Below are 20,102 nucleotides of genomic sequence, written 5' to 3' on the forward strand. Positions count from 1 at the left end.
GACGTCGGGCGCGCCAGTTTTGGGGAGATGCAAAGCGTGATCGCCAACAAACATTTGCGGGTATTGGGTAGCACCGGCGTGAAGACGCCGGTGATGTCCCTCGGCTGCTTCTCGATGAGCAATGCCTATGGCCAGCGCGACGACAACGAGTCGTTGCGGGTAATTCATAAGGCCCTCGATGAGGGCATCAACATGCTGGACACAGCCGACTACTACGGCTGGGGCCACAATGAGGAGTTGATTGCCAAGGCCATCGCCGGGCGTCGTAACAATGTGCTGCTGTCTACCAAGTTCGGCTACGTCCCCAAGGACAATCTGCCGTTCGGCCTGGATAGCCGTCCGGAACACGTCAAGCGGGCGTGTGAGGAATCGCTCAAGCGATTGGGCACCGACTGCATCGACTTGCTCTTCCAGCACCGCTTGGACCCACAGGTACCTATCGAGGAAACCGTCGGTTCCATGGCGGAGTTGGTGAGTGAGGGCAAAGTGCGCTTCCTGGGGCTGTGCGAGGTATCGGAGAAGACCCTGCGTCGTGCCCACGGTGTGCACCCGATTACTGCGATGCAGGTGGAGTACTCGTTGTGGACCCGCGAAGTGGAGGAGCAGCGCATGCTCTTCGATGTGTTAGGTGTATCCGTGATGGCCTTTTCGCCACTGGCACGGGGCATGCTGACCGGCCAACTGCGCAGCCTGGAGCAGCTGGAGGCATCCGATGTGCGTCGCTATTCGCCGCGCTTTTACCCGGAAAACTTCCCCAAGAACCTCGCCTTGGTCGATCAGCTTGGCGAGATTGCCAAGGGTTTCAATTGCAGCAGCGCGCAGTTGGCCCTTGCCTGGCTTTTCCGTCAGAACCCCAGAGTCATCACCATCTGTGGCAGCGACACCTTGCCCTTCCTGGAGGACAACCTGGGTGCCCTGGCTGTCGAGTTGGACGACGCCACCAATCTGGTGATCAGCGAGTTGTTCCAGCCAGGCAAGGTCCACGGTGACCGTTATCACCCGTTGTTGCAGCAGATGCTGGACAAGTAAGTGCTTTAATCCCCTGAAAAACGGAGCAAAAAAATGAGCAAGATTTTCGGCAAGATTGCCCAGAACGGCTACGTGGTCAAAGACATCAAAGCTGCCATGGATCATTGGATCAATGTGCTGGGTGTCGGTCCCTGGTTCTACATAGAGGAAGTGCCCACCGATTACTTCCGCCACCGTGGTGTTGATTCGGGCATGAAGTTCAGCGCCGCGCTGGCCAACTCGGGGGATCTGCAAATCGAGCTGATTCAGCAGCTCAACGATGAGCCTTCGATGTACAAGGAATTCCTCGATGCTGGCAACGAAGGCATGCAGCACGTGGCCTACTGGGTGACCAACTACGACGAGGTTTACAACAATGCGCTGGCCGCTGGCCTCAAGGTCGGCCACGAAGGCCAGATCGGCGGGCCTCAGGGACGTTTCTCTTACTTCGACACCGAGCTGCACCAGGGCACTGTAGTGGAGCTGAGCGATATCAGCGGGCAGAAGGGCAAGTACTTCGAAATGATCAAGGAGGCTGCCCTGAACTGGGATGGCAAGGATCCGATCCGCAAGGTCGGCTAGTTCGTTTGCCAGTCATTCGGGTGGCCCCAAATGGCCGCCCGATATCCCCTTATCGCTTATGAAGGAAAACTCGCTATGCGTGCACTGGTCAATGGCTCCAATGGTCCGGAGATTATCGAGGCAACCACTCCCAAACCTGGCGCGAACCAGGTCCTGGTCAAAGTTCATGCGTGTTCCTTGAATCGCGCCGATCTACTGATGCTCAAGGGGGCAACCCATGGCTTCCAGAGCGCCCAAGCCAACCAGCCGATGGGCATGGAGTGGGCCGGCGAGGTGGTGGAGCTGGGTGCTGGTGTTAAGCAGTGGAAGGTCGGTGACCGGGTAATGTCGGCAGGTATGGGAGCCTTCGCCGAATACACCCTGGGTTTCGAATGGGTCATGTATCCGATTCCGGAAGGAATGACCTATACCGAAGCCACCACCTTGCCCGTGGCGATACAGACCATGCACGACGCTCTTGCCACCAATGGACAGCTCAAAGAGGGTCAAAGCGTGCTGATCCAGGGAGCCAGCACAGCAGTTGGCTTGATGGGGATGCAGGTGGCCAAGCAGTTGGGTGCCGGCCTGGTAATCGGCACCTCCACCAATGATGAGCGCTGTGCACGTCTTACCGAGTTTGGTGCGGACCTGGCACTCAACTCTCGTGATACCGGCTGGGTTCAGGCAGTGCTGGACGCCACCGATGGAAAGGGGGTCGATTTGGTGATCGACCATGTCGCCGGCGACGTGATCAACGACACCATGCGAGCAACCAGGGTGGCGGGGCGCATTGTCAATATTGGGCGTCTGGCAGGCGAGTCCGGACACTTCGATTTCGATCTGCACAACATGAAGCGTCTGACCTACATCGGTGCTTCGTTCCGTACGCGCAACCCAATCGAAATCGTCCAGGTCATCCAGGCAGCCAAGGCCTCGCTCGGCAAGGCCATCGCCTCCAAGGCATTGCAGGTACCCGTCGATACAGCCTTCGCCTTCGATGATTTCAAGCAAGCGCTGGAGCGAATGGATCGTAATCAACACTTCGGCAAGATCGTGTTGCAACTCGGCTAGCCATTGCCAGGCAGCGATCGAAGAGGTCGCTGCTGGTTGGTCCAAGCAGGAAAAGGAAACAGCAATGAGCTCATTTGGCGGTAAGGTCGCGTTGATTACCGGAGGTGCCGGTGGGATTGGTGCAGCGACGGCGAACATGCTGGCGAAGCGTGGCGCAACGGTGATCGCAACCGATATCAACACGACACCAGGGACGGTGCTGCAGAGTGACATCGAGTACATGCAGCTGGACGTATCAAGTGAAAGCCAGTGGCAACAGGTGGTGGCGTCAATCGCTCAACGCCATGGCAGGTTGGATGTATTGGTGAACGCGGCTGGGATTGAGGGGAAGGTGACCGCAGGGGGGCTGGAGACCACTTCGCTGGAGGACTGGCGGCGAGTGATGCATATCAACCTAGATGGCACCTTCCTTGGTTGTCGTGAAGTAATGCCCGTGATGAAGCAGCAAGGCAGCGGTTCGATCGTCAACATCTCCTCGTTGGCGTCGTATTACCCAACGCTGTACAGCGTTGCCTACGGGGCGAGCAAGGGGGCGGTAACGCAATTGACCAAGTCTGTCGCTCTGGCTGGAAGCCAAGGGGCGAAGGTACGTTGCAACTCTGTGCATCCTGGCGTCATTGCCACGCAAATGATCGCCAACATCGCCCGGCAGCTTCAGGAGACGGCGGATGTGGTCAGTACCTCTTCCATTCAACGCTATGCCTCCAGCATTCCACTTGGCCAGGCTGGTACTCCGGATGATGCGGCAGCACTCATCGTTTTCCTTGCCTCAGATGAAGCGGGTTACATTACCGGCTCCGAGTTCATGGTCGACGGCGGTTCCCACCTGTTGCGCTGAGGCGTTTTTAGAGCTCCAGGCTCCTGCTAAATGCCTGTCCGCCGACTCATGAGAGCTACAAGTCGGCGAGCCAGGCGCTGATAAATCGGCGGCTATGTGAGCTCGCGAGATGAATGCAGTCCTAGCCCTCCAGCCGTCTTCCCTGAGCAGATTCAAGCCTACCTACGTTGTCGTATCACACTTACCTATGCAGTCATGCTCCAGCGTTGCTGGATACAGGGGCAATGGTTAACGTATGGAAAAAAGGGCCTCGCCATGGATCCGAACAGCACCAAGTCTGAAGCTCATATCTCCATGACTACGCCAATGGTGACGCCTCATTTGCCAGCGCTGTTGGTGCAGTTACTGCTTGAGCATGGCTTGAATGCTCATGAGCTGTTCGAGGATACCGGTGTCGTTTTGGAACACTTCTCCCAACCCCAGCATCTGTTCAGCTATCAGCAACTGGCGACCATCATTTCCCGGGGCTTGCGCTTGACTGGAAACCCGAGATTGGGACTGCTGTTCGGGCAGCGTATACGATTCGCCCATATGGCCGAACTGGGAGTTGCATTGTCCTGTGCTCCCAACATGGAGACGGCCTATCAGATCACAAAGCGCTACCAGAAAATCCTGGGAAGTGCCTTCAATATCCGCAAGGTTGACCATGCTACTCACGTAGCTATGATCGCCAACAAGCTGATCCCGCTAGGGGGCAATTACCATTTCAATCAAGAGTCCTGGTTGGCCTCACTGGCTTGCAATCTAGCGCGTAGCCTGGAAATGCCCTTGTCCGAGGTCGATTTTCAGGTGGAGTTCGATTACCCGGAACCTGACGACAGCAGCGCCTTCTATGAGCTGTTCGGCGACAAGGTTCGCTTTTCCCAAAAATACAGCCAGATTCTGGTAGCCCGCGAGGTAACCCTAATTCCGCTAAAGGGTGCATGCCCAACCTACCTGAAGCTTGCGCTCGAAGAGTGCGAGCGAGCCTGTCAGCGCAGTCTCACACCTACTTCCTTGCCGGAGCGTATCCGTAGCCATTTGCGCAATCTTTTGGATGCGCCTCCGACGGCTGACGAGGTGGCCAGTCATTTCAACATGTCCACTCGTACCCTCAATCGTCGCCTCGAGGATTTGGACGTGCACTACCGTCAGTTGCTCAAGGAGGTCAAGTTCGATATGGCCAGCCAGTTACTGCGCAGCACTGATCTGCCAATCGGATTGGTAGCACAGCGGTCGGGTTTTACGGAGGCGTCCAATTTTGTCAAAGCGTTCAGGGAGTGGTCTGGAACCACTCCCAGTCGCTATCGGATACAACTGCGCTCCACCCAGGAGCACTGATGGGCGAGGATGTCTGTGGTTCCCGTAGGGACATACCGCTGGCGCCCGTCTGCTGCGGGAGCGGCGGTATTCTACCGCTGACGATCAATCCATTCGGCTGACGAAGTTCTCCGGTAGCTGCACTAGTTCTAAGGTGATGCCGTCCGGATCTCGTAGATAAACACTACGAGCTCCGGGGGCGGGGCCGCTTTGTGGGTTAGAGATTATCCCTGCTGGCTTCACACCAAACTGCGCCGCTCTCTTCACCGCAGCGTCGACGTTGTCGACCAGAAAGCAGATATGTGCAAAGCCGACATCACAAGGTCTTGGCAAGACTGCTGAGCGTTCGCTGGGGCCAACGTATTCAAACAGTTCGATTTCGTGCCCACCCGGACATTTCACGAAGGCCACACGCACATCCGCGCCTTCCACACCGGTAATCCCGGCAATGTGCACGAGGCAACGAGGCGATGGCTGCGAATGGCTCAATCCCAGTCCTTCGCGAAAGAACGTCAAGGTGCGCTCCAGGTTGGAGACCGTGAAGCTTGTATGGTGAGTGCCGGAAATAGTGAATGACGACATGCCCTGCCTCCTTGTGATTTAAGAGAAACAGACTGACCAGAGAGACGCTTCGCTGGTCAGTCTGGTACGCGGATCAGACCAGCCGGTAACCGCCCTCTACGTGCAGGGTGGTGCCGGTGACGTACCCGTTGGTCATAAGGAAGATGGCGGCGTGAGCCATGTCATCGGTCCTGCCCACGCGTCCAACGGGCAGTTTTGCCGCCCATTGCTCGGCAACTGCCGCAAAGTGCTCACCCACGAGCTTGCGTGAGAACTCGGTATCGGTAGCGCCCGGGGACAGGGCATTGACTCTGATTGGGCGTAGCTCCAGTGCCATGGAGCGAGCGAAGGCATCCACCGCGCCGGCGCCTGCTACCGCAATGCTCTCGCCGGAAATTCCCGGTTTGAAAACGCCTACCCCGGAAATGAAGGTGATCGAACCATCGCGACGCAACTGCAGCTGGCCATACTTGCAGGCGAAGAAGCACGACCAGAAGCGTGTGTCGATACCGGGCCGTACGTCCTCGAACACCGCATCACGAACTGGCACACGCGGATGGGCGCCAGCGGTCAGGAAAATATGGTCAATAGGGCCGACCACCTCGAACAGCTGCTTCATTGAGGCCTCATCGCTCCCGTCGACCTGCACGGCTACACAGCGGTCGCCCACCTGTGCACGTGCGGCCTCGAGCTTGGTGATGTTGCGCGACGCGATGGTCACCTTCGCCCCCAATTTATGGGCATGAATCGCGGTGGCAAGGCCCATGCCGGAACCACCACCGATGATCACCACATGTTGTCCCTCGAGTGAGTACATGTTGCTTGCTCCCTATTGGTCCTGGGTTAACGCATTGAGGCGAGCTTGCTGTGTGCGTGCTCGTTGTTGGTCGAGGCGCTGCATTGCATCCAGGGTGGGCAGGCTCAACGCCTTATCCAGGCATTGCAGAGCGTCCTCGTTGCTCGACTTGCCGAACATGGTTTCAAGGCCCCAGGCCATCTCGATGAGCGGGATCACGGACTGCGGTGCTGAATGCAATGCCTTCTGGTACAGCTCTTCAGCCGCCTCTTGCGAGGCGCCGTAAAGCATCTTCGCCATCAACTCGCCGGCCTGCTCGCTCACAGAGGCGTGCCAGCCGGCGAAGGTGGCCAAGGCTTCGGCGTGTTGTGGGTCGAGTTCCAGGGCCTTCTCTACCTGTGTCTTGATGACGCTGGCGTAGCCTTGGGCCAAGGCTTCCATCACTGAGATCAGCTGGCTGTAGCGACCCAGTGCTACGGCATACATGTAGTGCAGGTTGGCTGAAACATTGCCGCGGCACAGAGCTTCGTAACTCCATGCCATGACTTGCTTGAACAATTCGGCGCGTCGCGTCGGATCCTGCTCAACGTATTGGGCTTGCATGGTGGCGGCGAAGCTGGCGACCACCACGCCGGCGTCGCCAAGACCGAGAGCTGCATCCACAGCCTCAGCGAAACGCCCGTAGTGATAGAGGCGCCATGCATTCTGTAGTTGTTGGTCTTCAGGCCAGGGCTCATGGTTGCCGCTGTGCAGATCTGCCCAGCGCTCACGCAGGTTGTCTCCCTCGAAATCGAGGTCGGAGATGTCCAGTTGGCAGGTTTTCCAGTCGCTGGTGTTCAAGCAGAGATCCTCGTTGAATGGTCACGGACGGGCATTCAGAGCGCCCGAGCAGGTTCGCATTCTTGTTTGTGATGCTCAGGGTGTATTGACCGCCAACACATGGTCATTGACCGTCGTGTTGCGAGGGGCCTGGGTCGTTCAGTGGCTTTGCAGATATTGCGGCTCTACGGGGATGCCGCTGGCATTGATGGTCATCGCCACCATCACGTAGTGCCCGACCAGGAAGCAGAATTCGATGATCTGTTCATCGCTCAGGTGCACGCGCAAGTCGTTCCAGGCCTCGGTGGTCAGCGTTTTGCTGGTGAGCAACTCGTCGGTAGCGCGAACATAGGCCGCGACTCGCGGAGACCAGCTCTCCGAATGTTCGACGGCCAATGAGCTGACCTCGTCGACGTCGATGCGCAGTAGTTGTGCAAGCTTGGTGTGGTGGATCCATTCGTACGCACAACCCACTCGCCAAGCGACTCGCAGAATGATCTTCTCCTTGTCTACGCGGGAAATCCTGCCGGCGAACAACAGGGTGGTGAAAAACGGCAGGTAATGGCCGAGCACATCGCCGAGCTTGGCGAAGAGAAGGAACACATTGAGGTTGCGCTCGGCATTGGAGGTCTTGCGAAGCCCGGCGAGAATAGCTTGCAGCTTGGCGGAGTAGTGTTCGGGTTCGTTCAGGGTGGTGCGTTGTTCAGTCAGTTGCCAGTTGCCATCGGGCAGGCTGTTTCGAATATCCATGAGTACGCCTTGATCGCGGGTCCGGGTCTTCGAGCACAGGCTGGTCAGTGAGCACTGGCCTGCTGATCTCAGCGTGGCTCGCCGTTCACAGGCCATTGGATGAGCCTGAGGGGGCATTCTTTTCCCAGGCCCGCGACCTCGTATTGACAGTGAATCTACTTGCGATTGACCCAGGCGCTGTGGCCGTCGCCACAGGTGGGCGAGAGCGCTTTCCATTCATCCTTGGAATCATCTTCGATAGTCGCTTTCACCCTGCGTGTGGTGTTAGATACCTACAAAAAAGTAGGAGGTCATCGGTGAGCGCCATGAACGCTTTAGACATGAGCATCGATGCCGCGCGGTGCACAGTTGCGAGTTCATACCTGCGCCTACTCGGTGATTTCTGCGAGGCACACGGCCTGCCGGTGGAGCAATTGCTCGCCCTTCGTGGATTGTCGGAGGAGTTGCTGGAGCAACCCGATGCACGCATTGCCGGGGACGACTTCCTGGCGATGTGCACATACGCCTCGGAGCACTTCGCTCAACCAGACCTCGGCCTCAGGCTGGGGTTATCGATGAAGCCCGGTTACCTCGGCCCCTACGGTTTCGTGCTAACCAGTTGCAAGACAGCTGCCGAGGCGCTGGCGGCATTCAAGCGATTCTCGTCCCTGGCCATGGACCTTGGGCACAACGAGATGGTCAATCACGACGATCAGAACGTCATGTACTGGCGCTGTCACCTGGAGTCGGGCAATCCTGCTCAGCGTTTTCTCGATGACCTGGTTGCCGCCAGTTGGGTGGCAATGACCCGTTTGCTCACCGCGCAGCCAGATGTGCACCCACTGCGAGTGGAGTTGCCACACCCGGCACCTCAGGATCTTCGCGGATATGAAGAGGTGTTTGGTTGTCCGCCGGTGTTCGATGCGCCGGTGCTGACCGTGGTGTTCAGCTCGGAGATCTGGCAGCGACAATTACCCCAAGGCGACCCGCGAGTGCATGCCACCATCAAGGTTCTGTGCGAGCAGTTGCTGCAGCGGCTGGAGAGCTCACGCGATCCGGATTGGCTGAGCGCTTGTCGCCGGGCGGTGGTCGCTAATTTACGGAGCGGAGTCCCAGGTTTGGATGAAATCGCTCAGGAGTTGGGCATGACGCGCGGTGCGTTACGCACGCGCCTTGCCAAGCACGAGATTGGGTTTCAGGGCCTGGTGGATCAATTGCGTCGGGATATGGCGCTGGCCTACCTCGATAACCATACACTGGACTTGGTGGAAATCGCTTTTCTGCTGGGCTTCTCTGAGCAAAGCGCCTTTCAGCGCGCCTTCAAGCGTTGGACCGGCTATACGCCTGGTAACTATCGCCGTCGTCAGCAGCAGTCAGTGACGCCTGCATTGGCAGGCGATCCGCAGTTTCAGGCCCAAAGCCAATAGCTGTGTGCGCTCAGCCCACTAGAGCACTGGGTATGCGCTGAGACAACTGCTGCTCGACATCGGCGGCATTGGCCTGCGGACCTATTCCATCCGACGCCATGGCGTGCATGCGCGATCGTTCAATTACCTGGCCATGGTGGAGAAACTCCATAGCCTCCCAAGGCGCCGAGGAAAGCAGCAGACCGGCGCTCAGCAGGCTTCCCCAGCGGCTTCTGGCCTGAGCTAGGCCCAACAGTTTCCTACCTTGGTTATCGAGCCCTTCACCATGTGACAAACCGGCGAAGCAGGACCACTGCAGGAGGGCACTGCGCACGGCTACATCCCGCTCCTGGAAATGCCTGCTCTCGGCCATCGAGGATGACACGCCAAGGGCAGCCAAGCTGCGCATCCACAACTCACCGAACTCGCGAAAGGCAACGATGTGGCTGCCCTGGCTCCAGGGGTGGGTGGCGGGCAGCAGTATGTTGCAGCCGAGCATCCAAGGGCCGGCGAACACCGCGCCGCCGCCGGTGCGGCGCTGAATCACTTCGCAGCCAATCAACCGCGCGCGTCTCTCGACATCGGCCATCACTGGACTGCTGCGACCGTAGATCAGTGCAGGCGCACGATAGCGAACCAGTTGCCATTGCGGGGTGCTGATACCGCCGCGGATGCCAGCCTCGATCCAGCGCAGCTCCTCGTGGGCGGATTCGGCAACGCTGGGAATTAGAAGTCGGCAGCGGTCAAGCATGCTGCCAGATCCCGAAGAAACAGACTTGCCGGCATGCCATCAATGGCGCGATGGTCAAACACCAGGGTCAGGGTACTGACCTGGGCTGCGACCGGGGTGCCGTCACGTACTACCACCGCCTCGCGGCAGCGGCCCATGCCAAGAATTCCTACCTGGGGAGGATTGAGCACCGGCGTGACCCAATCGATACCCGCCCCACCCAGATTGCTGAACGTAAAGGTGCCGCGCTGGTACGCCGCGGGTGGCAGTTTGCCCGCTCGTGCCTGGACAGCGAGGATCGAAAGCTCGGCAGCGATTTCCAGTGCTCCCTTGTCGTGGGCGTCACGGATTACCGGAGTCAGCAGTCCGTTGGCTGTGTCCACCGCGACCGCAAGGTGCACGTCCCTTACCTCTTCGATTCCCTGTTCGGTAAGCAGCGCATTCATGCGAGGGTGTTTGGGGAGTGTTCGCGCTAGTGCCGTCAGAACCAGGGCCGTAGGCGTGACTTTTCCACCCTGCCCACCCAATTGTCTGACTCGTGCGAGCAACGGCCCCACTTCGAACTCGAGTCCCAGGGTGACTTGTGGCGCTTGCCACGCTCGGCTCATGGCGCGGGCGATGATGCCTCGCAAACCGCTCAGCGGAACGATGCGGCGGTCGGGTGCGTCTTGCTGTTGGGCCATCGCGCTCATGCCTCTGGTTCGAGTTCGGCCAGCGCCTGACCGCGGGCGATAGTGTCCTGGAACTCGACCAATAGATTGCATACCACGCCATCAACAGGAGCCACCAGTTCAAAGCTGGTCTTGGCGACGACCACTATGGCGATCACATCCCCCGCCCGCACCCTGCTGCCAGGTTGTACCAGCCATTCATCCAGCAGCGCTTCGGTGCCGTCTTCGACGTCGTCCCAAGCCTCTTCCTGCAGTTCAATCGTGATCATTCGTCAGTCCTTACAATGAAAGTTCCATCAGGGCGCCTACGGCCTCGACAATCGCATCCACTTGAGGGATTGCCACGGGCTCCAGGGTCTTGCTGAACGGGATGGGCATGTCAGCCACCGCCAACCGACGGGGTGGCGCTTTCAGGCGGATGCGCGGCATCTGCTCGACCACGCGGGTAATGATCTCGCCGGTAACGCCGAAGCTGAGATAGTCCTCGTCCAGGACCAGCAGACGCCCGGTCTTGGCCACTGATCGCAGCACGGCCTCGGTGTCGAACGGAACCAGGGTGCGCGGATCGATGATCTCCACATCAATGCCCCGGGAGGCGAGGGTGCGCGCGGCGAGCAACGCCTTGGGCACCATCTGCGCGAGGGCGACGATCGTCACGCTACTGCCTTCAAGTACCACACGCGCCTGGCCAAGGGGAATGCAGTAATCCTCCGCTGGTACATCGGTGGCGAATGAGGCATCCACGAAGTTCATTACGGGCAACCCCAGGAGGCCGCGGTGAAACAGGTAGACCACCGGGTTGTCGTCACGAATGGCGCTGATCATCAGGCCCTTCGCATCGTATGGGTTGGAAGGAATCACCACCTTCAGGCCCGGGGTATGAGCGAAGAAGCCGTGAAGCGTTTGTGCATGCTGTGCCGCATCACAGATGCCACCACCGGTAGATGCGGTGATCACCAACGGCAGCTTTACTGCACCACCGGACATGTAGTGGGTCTTGGCGATGTTGTTCAGGATCTGGTCAAAGCAGACCCCCATGAAGTCGACGAACATCAGCTCGGCGATGGGGCGTAATCCTTCGGCTGCAGCACCGAGTGCCATGCCCATGATGGCTGTCTCGGATATGGGCGTGTCGCGAACGCGGGTGCCGCCGAATTCCTTGTGCAGGCCGACGGTTGCCTGGAATACGCCGCCCATGGCGCCTACGTCTTCACCGAGGCAGACGACCGAGGAATCACGGGCCATCTCTCCTTGAATCGCTTCGACCATGGCCTTGTAGAAGGGCAGGTGCCGAGTGTCGCTTGCTTGCATGGTTGATCATTCCTTGGACTTGGGACTCACACGGCGAATACGTGTCGTGCTACTTCGGTGGGATCGGGGTAGTTGCCAGCACGGGCAAAGGCGATCGCGGCATCCACCTGAGCCTTGGCGTCTGTACGGATGGCGGTGACGTCGTCACCACTGAGCTGCTGGCTATCGAGCAGCTGGCGTTCTAGCCGGAGGATCGGATCGTTGGCCTTCAGTGCTTTGACTTCACCCTTCGGCCGGTAGGTTTCCGGGTCACCCTGGAAATGTCCGTAGTAACGGTCGACTTTCACCTCGATCAGTGAGGGGCCATCACCTGCACGGGCACGATCAATCGCTGGGCCAGCGGCAGCGAACATGTGGGATGCATCATTCTCCTCCACCGTTGTTCCGGGCATGTTGTAGGCAGCGGCCCGGTCGGCGATGTTGGCCACCGACGTCGATGCTTTCTTGCTGACCGAGATGCCGTAGTTGTTGTCCTGGCAAACGAAGATGACCGGCAGCTTCCACAGGCTGGCCAAGTTCAGTGCCTCGTGGAAAGCGCCTTGGTTGGTTGCTCCTTCGCCGAATTCGGCAATCGCCACTGCGCCAGTCTGTCGGTACTGCGCAGCCCATGCCGCACCGCAAGCATGAGGGATTCCCGCGCCGACAATTCCGTTGCTGGCAAAGTGATTCTCCGGGTCATAGAGGTGCATGTGCCCACCCTTGCCACGGCACAGACCTTCAACTTTGCCGAAGATTTCGGCGGTCATGCGATCGAGTGGAACGCCTTTGGCAATGGCGAAATGATGCGAGCGGTGGGTGCCCCACACCGAATCGTTCTGCCGCAGATGTGCGCATATCCCTACGGCGGCGGCTTCCTGTCCAGCAGACAAATGCATCTCGCCGGGTAGCGTGCCGGCGCCGATATCAAAGGCCAGGCCCTTCTGGATCTTGGGCGGCAGCTTGCCTTCGAAATACACCATTGCGATGGCGTCTTCGTAGTGCCGGATCAGTACCATTTGGCGGTACATCCAGACGAGTTGTTCTTTGGTCGCGCTCACTGGCCCCCCTCATATGAAATCGCAGGTTGTTGCCAGTATTTTCAATGGTGATCCGAGCGCGGGTATTGACCATGGGAAAGCGCGGCGTTGACTCATGTGCTCGGGCTCGGGCTCGGGCTCGGGGGCTTCGACGGACTGTGTTCGTTTCCCCCAAAAAAAGACCCGGCGAACCGGGTCAAAGCCCAAGACAAGCTGATTCAGCGACTGGTGGGGCTAGTGCTCAGGCTCGTGAAATCGCTTCCACTACTTCGCTGGTTTTCAGAATCGCGTGCACATAAGTCGGCCCGTTCAGTTCATGTGCGGCAAACATCATTTCGCGTTTGAATGCGGCAGTGGCATCCCGGACGAGCGTCACGTGATAGCCCAACTCCATTGCGAACCGCGCAGTCGACTCGACGCAGGTGTTGGCGAGAAGGCCGACGACTATCACTTTCGTGATGCCGCGCTGCTTGAGTTGGAAGTCGAGATCGGTATTGGCGAAGCCGCTCTGCGCCCAGTGCTCCTGCACAACGATGTCTCCATCCTTGGGCGCAAAATCGGGATGCCAATCACCACCCCATTCGCCTTTCGCAAATATGGGGCGTTTCATCATCATCTGTTGAGTCGGATTCGGGTGGCACCAGCACTCATAGTCGCCAGCTTGCCAGCGGCGATGAGGCACGATCACGACTTGCAAACCTGCGTCGCGAGCGGCCTTGTCCAGCAGGCGAAGGTTGTTGAGAAGGCCGACCTCTTCAGCCACCTCGCGAATAAGAGGCCAAACCTTTCCTCCCTCCGCTAGAAAGTCGTTGTACGGATCGATCAGCAGTAGAGCTGTGTTGTTCTTTGAATAGGTGTCTTGAGACATGAGTTACGTCCTCTCAAATTTTACGGAGGGTTACCTTCTCCAACCCACACCATTTCTGATTGGCAGGTTGAACGCTGTGTCCACTCTGCGACCGCAATGCCGGGAGGCACTGCGGTCGCAGGCTGCTGAAAATCACTTGGAGGGATGTTCGTGATCGCAGGCCGTGAGTTCTGCAACAAGACCCTTCAGCTCACCGAGATGATTCTCGTAGAGGCCGCGAGGTGATGAGCTGTACTTGTTGCACAGGAATGCGGCAGCTGCGACGGCTATACCGTGTTGCGAGCCGTTACCCATCGTCTTCGTGGAGGAGCCCGCCACGTGAGTGACGCTGATGTGCTTGCCGGCCATCATCAGGTTGTCGATGTTGGCGGAGTAGAGGCTTCGGAAAGGAATTTCGTAGGCCTGCCGGTCGCGCATATCCCAGATCCAATCCTTGAGACGGAAATCGTATTTCCCCTCTCCAGGTCCCCACGCGCAGTGGATGCAGAATGCGCCATCGTTGGGAACCAGCGCGTCAGAGAATTTCGTATGGTTCCGCAGGTCATTCTCCGTGAGGATGTAGTCACCGCGGTATCGGCGAAACTCGCCCTGGGCAGCCACATAAGCCATCCATTCAAGCTCGAGGTTTGCGTAGTTTTCCGGCTCAAGGCGCTTGACGTTGGAGAATGTTCCGTAGAGCGCCCGCATCAGGTAGTCACGAATGAGCTCGCCTTCGGTATAGGGATCGTGCCACTGACCGTATTCCCAGAAATGAGTCGCGGGGAACACATCGGCTTTACTGCCGAATCTGAATTCGGGCGTGCTCGGGTTGCCTCCAGCCTGCGGGCCGGCACCGTTCTCCACGCCAGGCTCAAGCAACTGCCCGCTCAAGTTGGCGTAATCCTTCGAGACTTCGGTCGCCCAAGGCACCTCGGGAAACGAGATCGGGTGGTCAGCCATCCGAGTGCGGAAGAACACCGTATTCCCGTGGTGCATGTCATCGCCGACATCGGGAGCGTAGGACTCATCGAACTCGGAGCGGGCTTCTCGACCGAACAGTGTCTCGGCTCCCACGAAGACGCCGAGAATTGCCGTGCCAGTGGTGTCTATGAATACGGAGCCCTTGATTTCACGCTCGACTCCGCCGCGAGCCTGGACGGTTTGTACCGCTACAACTCTGGAGCCTTCCTTCGTTGCGCTGACGATCCGATTCTCAAGGAAAACGGTCGCCGTTGGCTCTGCCTCAAGCAACGACAAGGCTGCCAAATCGCCATTCGAGGAACGTTGTGCCAGCTCCTTGAGCAGTGCACCTTGCGAGCCCCTCGGCATCAAACCGATTTCATTGCTCGCGTTGCCGCCGAGAACAGGGCGGTCATGGATCAGGGCGACCTTCTGGCCCAGACGGGCTGCGGTCAGCGCGGCTGCGCAACCAGAGATGCCGCCTCCAACGACCACAACATCGTAGCGTCCTGCATCAACCGGCTGAACAGGCAACCCGCGCAACTCTTTCCGCCACGCAGCGCTGGCTTCGTTCACCTGGTTGGGGGGCGCTTCGCTGTCCGTGCAGAGGTAAATCGCATCGCATCGTCCGTCGAAACCCGTGAGGTCATGTAGGGCCAGCGTTGTCCGGCCCTGAGGTAGCGAGACCTTACCTGCACATTGCCACGACCAGTCCTGCCCGTTTGCACCGAACTCCGTTTCGAGCGTCCTGCCGTTGATCGACAGGGTGAAGCGGCCAGGATGGTGTGAAGGCACCCAGTCCTTCGCACGAACCCATACGTCGTAATCGCCAGCGTGGGCGACGTCGATCACCGTCGTCGCATCGGCGACGGGGCGTCCCAAGCCGTGGGCGAGAAGGTATGGGGATCCCATTACCGTTTCAAACTGGGAGTCGAGGACCCAGCCGCCGTAGTTATCGAAGTCTTCCGCTTCGATCAGGATTCTTGAAGACGGTACGGACTTGCTCTCTGTGACATTCATTTCACGGACTCCAATTTCCGCTGATCACTGGACACGGCCGGCAACTGCTTCTCGCTCTTGCGCTCGCAATGCCGATTACATCCCCTCTCTGGTCCTGCAGCGATGTAGTGCCAAGCGGCACTGGACCGTTGCTGCCGGTCAATCTCCACTCACGTTGGTGTCCTGGGAGTCCAGGCATTACGAGAGCCGAAGCTGATTGATTTTCGTGACTATATTTTTTATAGTATTAAAAGTAAACGGCACCCCTCAGGAAAACGCATGAAGAGAAGCACGCTGGCGGATAGGTACTGCTCCATTGCCCGGTCCAGCGCCGAGCTCACGGATGCATGGTCGTTCGTAATTTTGCGAGAGGTGTTCCTGGCGAACACGCGGTTTGACGGCCTGCAGGCTCAAACTGGAATGTCGCCCCGGTCCTTGACGCTAAGGCTGGGCGATCTGGTCGAGGTGGGGGTGCTTAAGCGCGTTGCATATCAGCAATCACCGGCCCGCTACGAATATCGACCAACCGGCAAAGGCCGAGAGCTGTGGCCAGTTCTGGTTGCTCTGAAGCAGTGGGGGGATAAGTGGAATGGCCCTTGGGAAGACGATGAGCCGCCACTGGTGCTTCATCACAAAGACCATGACCACCGTTTGGAGCTTGGGTTTGTCTGCAAGACTTGCGGCGAGGCGGTGGATGCCCATTCCAGCACTACCTCCATGTCTTCATGCATGGCAGCCGAGCGCGAAGCGCTTGCAAAGGACTATCAGGAGGCCATCCGTGCGAAGCGAATGGGGAAGCCTAACTTGGACTGATGTCTAGGGAACGATCGAGGTCGATCCAGTGATCGGAGTGTGGCCAGGAAAGCCGTGTCGATTCAGTTTGATCTGCCCTCACCCTGAGTCGACGATGGTTCACCCTGCTGTGGTGAACCTATGTCCTTTGTCCGAGTAGAAGAGGGCTGGCCAACCCGGCCTGACCTGCCCGCACTCACTGGTGGGGGCTAGTTTTCGAATGACTCGGCCACCAGCCTCTCTCTTCGCGGGCGTACCACCGCTGTTCGCGCAAAGCAAAGTCAAGGCAGCTGTGGATCTGCGGGGATCGCACATAAGGCTTCTCAGGCGGGAATCGATAAAAACATGACAGTAAAAGCCAACAAGTCAGGCGCTGTCTCTCCAATACTTGAGGCAAACAAGAACACTGCAGCCGGCCGTGTGCAGAATGTGAGAGATGACTATGCGTCTATTGGCTTGCCTGTTCATTGCTGCGGTAGTCGGTGCGGCCTGCGCGGTCGTCAATGGGAGCCAGCAGGCACGGAAGGCTGATGCCGCAGCTCATGTGACGGTGCCGGTCAACGTGGGTGATATCTTCAACCGATTCTGAGCGCTGACTGACGACTGAGTCAGTGGCTGATGGGTGGCTTGCGGCGATACCAGCAGTAGGCCGCTCAGGCCCCCTTGCTCTACACGTTCAATTGGACGATCACGTCCCGGCCAATCACCTGTGCCCCGGCATCGATCAGTCCCTAGACTTGAGCGAATTGCACCAGCACCTAGCTCCGCATTACAGCCACGTGGGGTGACCCTCGTTTATTAATGAATCAATCCGCGCTCTCTGGCGGCACGTACCGCCAGTTTTCGCTTTCGTACTCCAAGCTTTTCAAAGATGCGCTGCCAGTACCATTTAATAGTGTTCTCCGTCAGCCCCAACGCTTGAGCTACTTCCTTGGCGGCGAGGTTTTGGGCCGTTAGACGAATGATCGCCAATTCGCGCTCGGACAGGAGCTCGGCGCTGGCATCGGTGGAGACCAGCTCAGTTACACGGGGTACTTCAGGGCGTTGGCCGAAGGCCGCAAGCAGTTTGTCTAGATAGCCGGTCCATGCCAGAGGGATATCAGCTGCTGTTGATTGTTTCAGCTGAAGCAGTAGCCCACGTAGCTCTTCGCCCTCGTCGACAAAAATACGAACAAACTGTCCTTCGGAACGGCTCAGAGCCTCGATCAAGGCGCGACGGGCAGCCAGGTTATCGCCAGAGCGGAACAGCAGACGAGCCAGCAGCAGGGAGACGCGCACGAAGTGTCGATAGTACTGGCGCTCCTGCAGCAGGTTCGCCCAGCGCCGCAGCACGCGTATCGCATTGGCATAATGGCCGTTTTCAAGGCTTACGCGGGCGAATGCCATCGCGAAGTTCTCTCGGCTGCTGTCTGCCCCCTTCTCAGGGAATAAGGATTTGAGAGCGGTGAAATCCGGGTCGCGTTCAAGCAACCGCTCGGCCTGCACCACCTGACCCTGTTCAACGTAAAGCTGCACTTGGGCCGCCAGCACCCGAGCGCGTAAACGCGGCAGCCGGAAACGCATGGCAAATTGATGGGCTGCATCGAGTTGCTCGTGTGCCACCGTGTAACCTGCGTCCAGCCTTGTCAGAAGCGCGCCGGTAATCACTCGGGAAATGATGGAGTCGACGATGCCGAAGTCCAAGCTACTGTTGGAAATCTCGGTCAATAGCCTGCGGGCTTCGCCAAGGCGATCCGTTTCATACCAGAGCTGAACCAATGGCGCTGCGGCCATGGACGCAAGCGAGGAGTCCCGTCCCTGGATACGGATTGCCGTCGCGTGGGCGGAAAGGAGCAGGCGCTCCGCGATGGCAACCTGGCCGCGCGATGCGAAGACGCAGCCGGCGACAACGTCCAGGAAGACTGTGCCGTAGCCGGCACCTACCTTGAGGAATTGCCGACGTAGCTCATCCACCTCCAGCTCGGACACGAGACTCTGATAGCTATCACGACGGCACATCATCCAGGCAACTCTTGCTGAGGCCAGCATGAAACCGTCGCTGTGCTGATAGGCCTGCAGCCAATTAGTGATGGCGCGCTCGGCCGGGTGTAGTTGGTCGGTAAAGGTTTGGAGCATGCAGTCGCGATGCTCCAGGGTCACACGGAGCAGCTCTTGCTCCTGAGCGGCGCTGCTGCCCTCAACAATATCTGGGTCGAGAAGTTGCTGGGTCTCGAAGAGCAGGCGGCGGGCCTCGAAGAATCGCCAGCGAATGATGTTGTCCCATACCAGCTCCAGTTGCAGGCGAGGAAGGCGCTGCATCACATTGGGATCGAGCTGGTCGGCCAACGCCTGCAGCGTGGTGGTTTGTCCGCTGCTGAAAAGCGCTGGACTTATACGGTCCAGCAACGTGCCGGCCCATTCCTGATCGTCCAGGATGAACGCATGCTCGATGGCTTCAAGCTCCCGCCCGTGGCCAGCCAGCCATTGACCTGCACGACGGTGGTATTGCTGCGCCAAGCGCGGAGATCGGTCCATCAGAATGCGGCGCAACAGGTCGGCGAACAGATGGTGATAACGGTACCAGTTGCGCTCCCGATCAAGCCCAAGAAGGAATAGATGCTTCACCTCTATCTGATCGATCAAGTCTCTTGCGCTGCTAATACCGAGAACCTCGTTTGCAAGCTCGGCGTTGAATGATTTGAGTAACGAGGTCGCAAGGAGAAATTGCTCGATCTCTTGAGATTGCTCGGCAAGTACCTCTTCCACCAGGAAGGCTGCGATGTCTCTATCTGCGCCGGAGAACCGCTGGAGAAAAGTGTCGACATCTACTCCGGACTCCAAGGCAATCGAGGCCATGCGCAGGCTTGCCGGCCAGCCTTCTGTTTTCCCCAGTAACGTAATTAGCTGCGTTTCGGACAGCTCCGGGATATGGAACCCGGCCATGAACTGGCGAGCTTCTTTCTCGGAAAATGAAATCGCCGCGCTATCGATCTCATGCAATTGACCGAGGGCGCGTAGCCGGGGTAGGGGCAACCGCGGCAACTCGCGCGAGGAAACCACCAGATGCAGGTTATGCACTGAGCTGGTTAGAAGCAGGCTGATCAACTCCAGCACTCGAGTGTCGGTGATCAGATGGAAGTCATCCAGGAACAGATACACACGGTCTGGTAACTGCATGACACGTTCGAGGATTTCTGCTGCCAGGTAGGGAGTGCTTGGACCGGATCCAAGGCCATGGTGCGAACCGGAGGCGTTGATTGCACTGTGGCCGTCAAGCGCGGATAGGAGCAGGGACGAGAAGCGCACAACATCGTTGTCGTAGCCGTCGAGGCCCAGCCAGGTCGCTAGCAGGTGCCTTTGCTGCAGGCGACGGAACAGCGCAGTCATCAGACTGCTCTTGCCATATCCTGCGGGCGCGCAGATTAACAACAGTGATTTGTCGAGACTTCGTTCAATCTGATCCAGCAAGACCTCTCGCTCGATCAGCCCACCGGCTTGCGTTGGCGGCGTGAATTTTGTTGGCAGAATCGGCCACGGGGTTGGGCCGTTCATCGACTGTCCACTGGGCATGATCGAACTGAACGCTGCTCAGGCTCCGGCGTTGAGTGGAATACCCATCACGGAAACCATTGTTGTTAGAAACTGCCGAAATCGGCAGCGAGTGCGTCGTTTATCACATAGCCGCCCGCGATGCTCAAGGCCCTTGAGC

20 protein-coding genes and 1 pseudogene are annotated in these 20,102 nt (G+C 58.4%); 9 read left to right on the forward strand and 12 right to left on the reverse strand.

The features are described from left to right. Window positions 1-36 precede the first annotated feature (36 nt). From E8F20_RS02510 to E8F20_RS02530, 5 genes are all read left to right on the forward strand, one after another. Window positions 37-1,029, forward strand: coding sequence for an aldo/keto reductase (locus tag E8F20_RS02510; protein WP_280282283.1), 993 nt, complete (start codon window positions 37-39; stop codon window positions 1,027-1,029). A gap of 33 nt (window positions 1,030-1,062) precedes the next feature. Further along, window positions 1,063-1,590 carry a VOC family protein gene (locus E8F20_RS02515; RefSeq protein ID WP_280282284.1) on the forward strand — a complete coding sequence of 176 codons (528 nt, stop codon included), beginning with the start codon at window positions 1,063-1,065 and terminating at the stop codon, window positions 1,588-1,590. A gap of 75 nt (window positions 1,591-1,665) precedes the next feature. Continuing rightward, window positions 1,666-2,640 carry a zinc-binding dehydrogenase gene (locus E8F20_RS02520; protein WP_280282285.1) on the forward strand — a complete coding sequence of 325 codons (975 nt, stop codon included), beginning with the start codon at window positions 1,666-1,668 and terminating at the stop codon, window positions 2,638-2,640. Between the two features lie 64 nt (window positions 2,641-2,704). Beyond that, on the forward strand, window positions 2,705-3,478 hold the full coding sequence (locus E8F20_RS02525; protein WP_280282286.1) for an SDR family oxidoreductase: 774 nt from the start codon (window positions 2,705-2,707) through the stop codon (window positions 3,476-3,478). A 255-nt stretch (window positions 3,479-3,733) separates the two neighbouring features. After that, window positions 3,734-4,798 carry an AraC family transcriptional regulator gene (locus E8F20_RS02530; protein WP_280282287.1) on the forward strand — a complete coding sequence of 355 codons (1,065 nt, stop codon included), beginning with the start codon at window positions 3,734-3,736 and terminating at the stop codon, window positions 4,796-4,798. Window positions 4,799-4,882: 84 nt separating this feature from the next. Here E8F20_RS02530 and E8F20_RS02535 read toward each other — a convergent pair whose 3' ends face one another. The 4 genes from E8F20_RS02535 to E8F20_RS02550 form a co-directional block, all read right to left on the reverse strand. After that, complete coding sequence (locus tag E8F20_RS02535) at window positions 4,883-5,359, reverse strand: VOC family protein (protein ID WP_280282288.1); 477 nt, start codon at window positions 5,357-5,359, stop codon at window positions 4,883-4,885. A gap of 73 nt (window positions 5,360-5,432) precedes the next feature. Then, entirely contained in the window at window positions 5,433-6,155 is a 723-nt protein-coding gene (locus E8F20_RS02540; RefSeq protein ID WP_280282289.1) for an SDR family oxidoreductase, read from the reverse strand. A gap of 12 nt (window positions 6,156-6,167) precedes the next feature. After that, window positions 6,168-6,974, reverse strand: a complete 807-nt coding sequence (locus tag E8F20_RS02545) for a hypothetical protein (RefSeq protein ID WP_280282290.1) — start codon at window positions 6,972-6,974, stop codon at window positions 6,168-6,170. A gap of 138 nt (window positions 6,975-7,112) precedes the next feature. Continuing rightward, complete coding sequence (locus tag E8F20_RS02550; protein WP_280282291.1) at window positions 7,113-7,703, reverse strand: carboxymuconolactone decarboxylase family protein; 591 nt, start codon at window positions 7,701-7,703, stop codon at window positions 7,113-7,115. A gap of 305 nt (window positions 7,704-8,008) precedes the next feature. On the opposite strand from E8F20_RS02550, the gene E8F20_RS02555 reads away from it, so the two are divergent. Then, a complete protein-coding gene (locus tag E8F20_RS02555) occupies window positions 8,009-9,109 on the forward strand; it encodes an AraC family transcriptional regulator (protein ID WP_280282377.1) in 1,101 nt (366 codons plus the stop codon). A 10-nt stretch (window positions 9,110-9,119) separates the two neighbouring features. Here the strand turns inward: E8F20_RS02555 and E8F20_RS02560 are convergent, their stop codons facing one another. From E8F20_RS02560 to E8F20_RS02590, 7 genes are all read right to left on the reverse strand, one after another. After that, the gene (locus E8F20_RS02560; RefSeq protein WP_280282292.1) at window positions 9,120-9,839 is read right to left on the reverse strand and encodes a hypothetical protein; all 720 of its coding nucleotides are present in this window, start codon (window positions 9,837-9,839) and stop codon (window positions 9,120-9,122) included. Beyond that, window positions 9,815-10,582: a dihydrolipoamide acetyltransferase family protein gene (locus E8F20_RS02565; protein ID WP_348529607.1), complete on the reverse strand. Its 768-nt coding sequence runs from the start codon at window positions 10,580-10,582 to the stop codon at window positions 9,815-9,817. Before E8F20_RS02565 ends, E8F20_RS02560 begins: the two co-directional genes overlap by 25 nt. Continuing rightward, window positions 10,507-10,758: a lipoyl domain-containing protein gene (locus E8F20_RS02570; protein WP_280282293.1), complete on the reverse strand. Its 252-nt coding sequence runs from the start codon at window positions 10,756-10,758 to the stop codon at window positions 10,507-10,509. The genes E8F20_RS02565 and E8F20_RS02570 overlap by 76 nt, the downstream gene beginning before the upstream one ends. 10 nt (window positions 10,759-10,768) lie before the next feature. Continuing rightward, window positions 10,769-11,800: an alpha-ketoacid dehydrogenase subunit beta gene (locus E8F20_RS02575; protein WP_280282294.1), complete on the reverse strand. Its 1,032-nt coding sequence runs from the start codon at window positions 11,798-11,800 to the stop codon at window positions 10,769-10,771. A 26-nt stretch (window positions 11,801-11,826) separates the two neighbouring features. After that, window positions 11,827-12,837 carry a thiamine pyrophosphate-dependent dehydrogenase E1 component subunit alpha gene (locus E8F20_RS02580; protein ID WP_280282295.1) on the reverse strand — a complete coding sequence of 337 codons (1,011 nt, stop codon included), beginning with the start codon at window positions 12,835-12,837 and terminating at the stop codon, window positions 11,827-11,829. 220 nt (window positions 12,838-13,057) lie between these two features. Further along, window positions 13,058-13,684: an isochorismatase family cysteine hydrolase gene (locus E8F20_RS02585; RefSeq protein ID WP_280282296.1), complete on the reverse strand. Its 627-nt coding sequence runs from the start codon at window positions 13,682-13,684 to the stop codon at window positions 13,058-13,060. Window positions 13,685-13,816: 132 nt separating this feature from the next. After that, window positions 13,817-15,643, reverse strand: a complete 1,827-nt coding sequence (locus E8F20_RS02590; RefSeq protein ID WP_280282297.1) for an FAD-dependent oxidoreductase — start codon at window positions 15,641-15,643, stop codon at window positions 13,817-13,819. A gap of 258 nt (window positions 15,644-15,901) precedes the next feature. Between E8F20_RS02590 and E8F20_RS02595 the strand changes: the two genes are divergently transcribed. From E8F20_RS02595 to E8F20_RS02605, 3 genes and pseudogenes are all read left to right on the forward strand, one after another. Beyond that, entirely contained in the window at window positions 15,902-16,435 is a 534-nt protein-coding gene (locus E8F20_RS02595) for a helix-turn-helix domain-containing protein (protein WP_280282298.1), read from the forward strand. 415 nt (window positions 16,436-16,850) lie between these two features. After that, window positions 16,851-17,003 (forward strand): hypothetical protein, encoded by a 153-nt coding sequence (locus E8F20_RS02600; protein ID WP_280282299.1) that lies wholly within the window; start codon window positions 16,851-16,853, stop codon window positions 17,001-17,003. Window positions 17,004-17,049: 46 nt separating this feature from the next. Then, window positions 17,050-17,199: pseudogene (locus E8F20_RS02605) on the forward strand (IS5/IS1182 family transposase); the annotation flags it as partial. Between the two features lie 13 nt (window positions 17,200-17,212). On the opposite strand, the gene E8F20_RS02610 reads toward E8F20_RS02605, so the two are convergent. Then, window positions 17,213-19,945, reverse strand: coding sequence for a LuxR C-terminal-related transcriptional regulator (locus E8F20_RS02610; RefSeq protein WP_280282300.1), 2,733 nt, complete (start codon window positions 19,943-19,945; stop codon window positions 17,213-17,215). Window positions 19,946-20,102 lie beyond the last annotated feature (157 nt).

Source organism: Pseudomonas sp. BN415 (genome assembly GCF_029871195.1).
Classification (GTDB): Bacteria; Pseudomonadota; Gammaproteobacteria; order Pseudomonadales; family Pseudomonadaceae; genus Metapseudomonas; species Metapseudomonas resinovorans.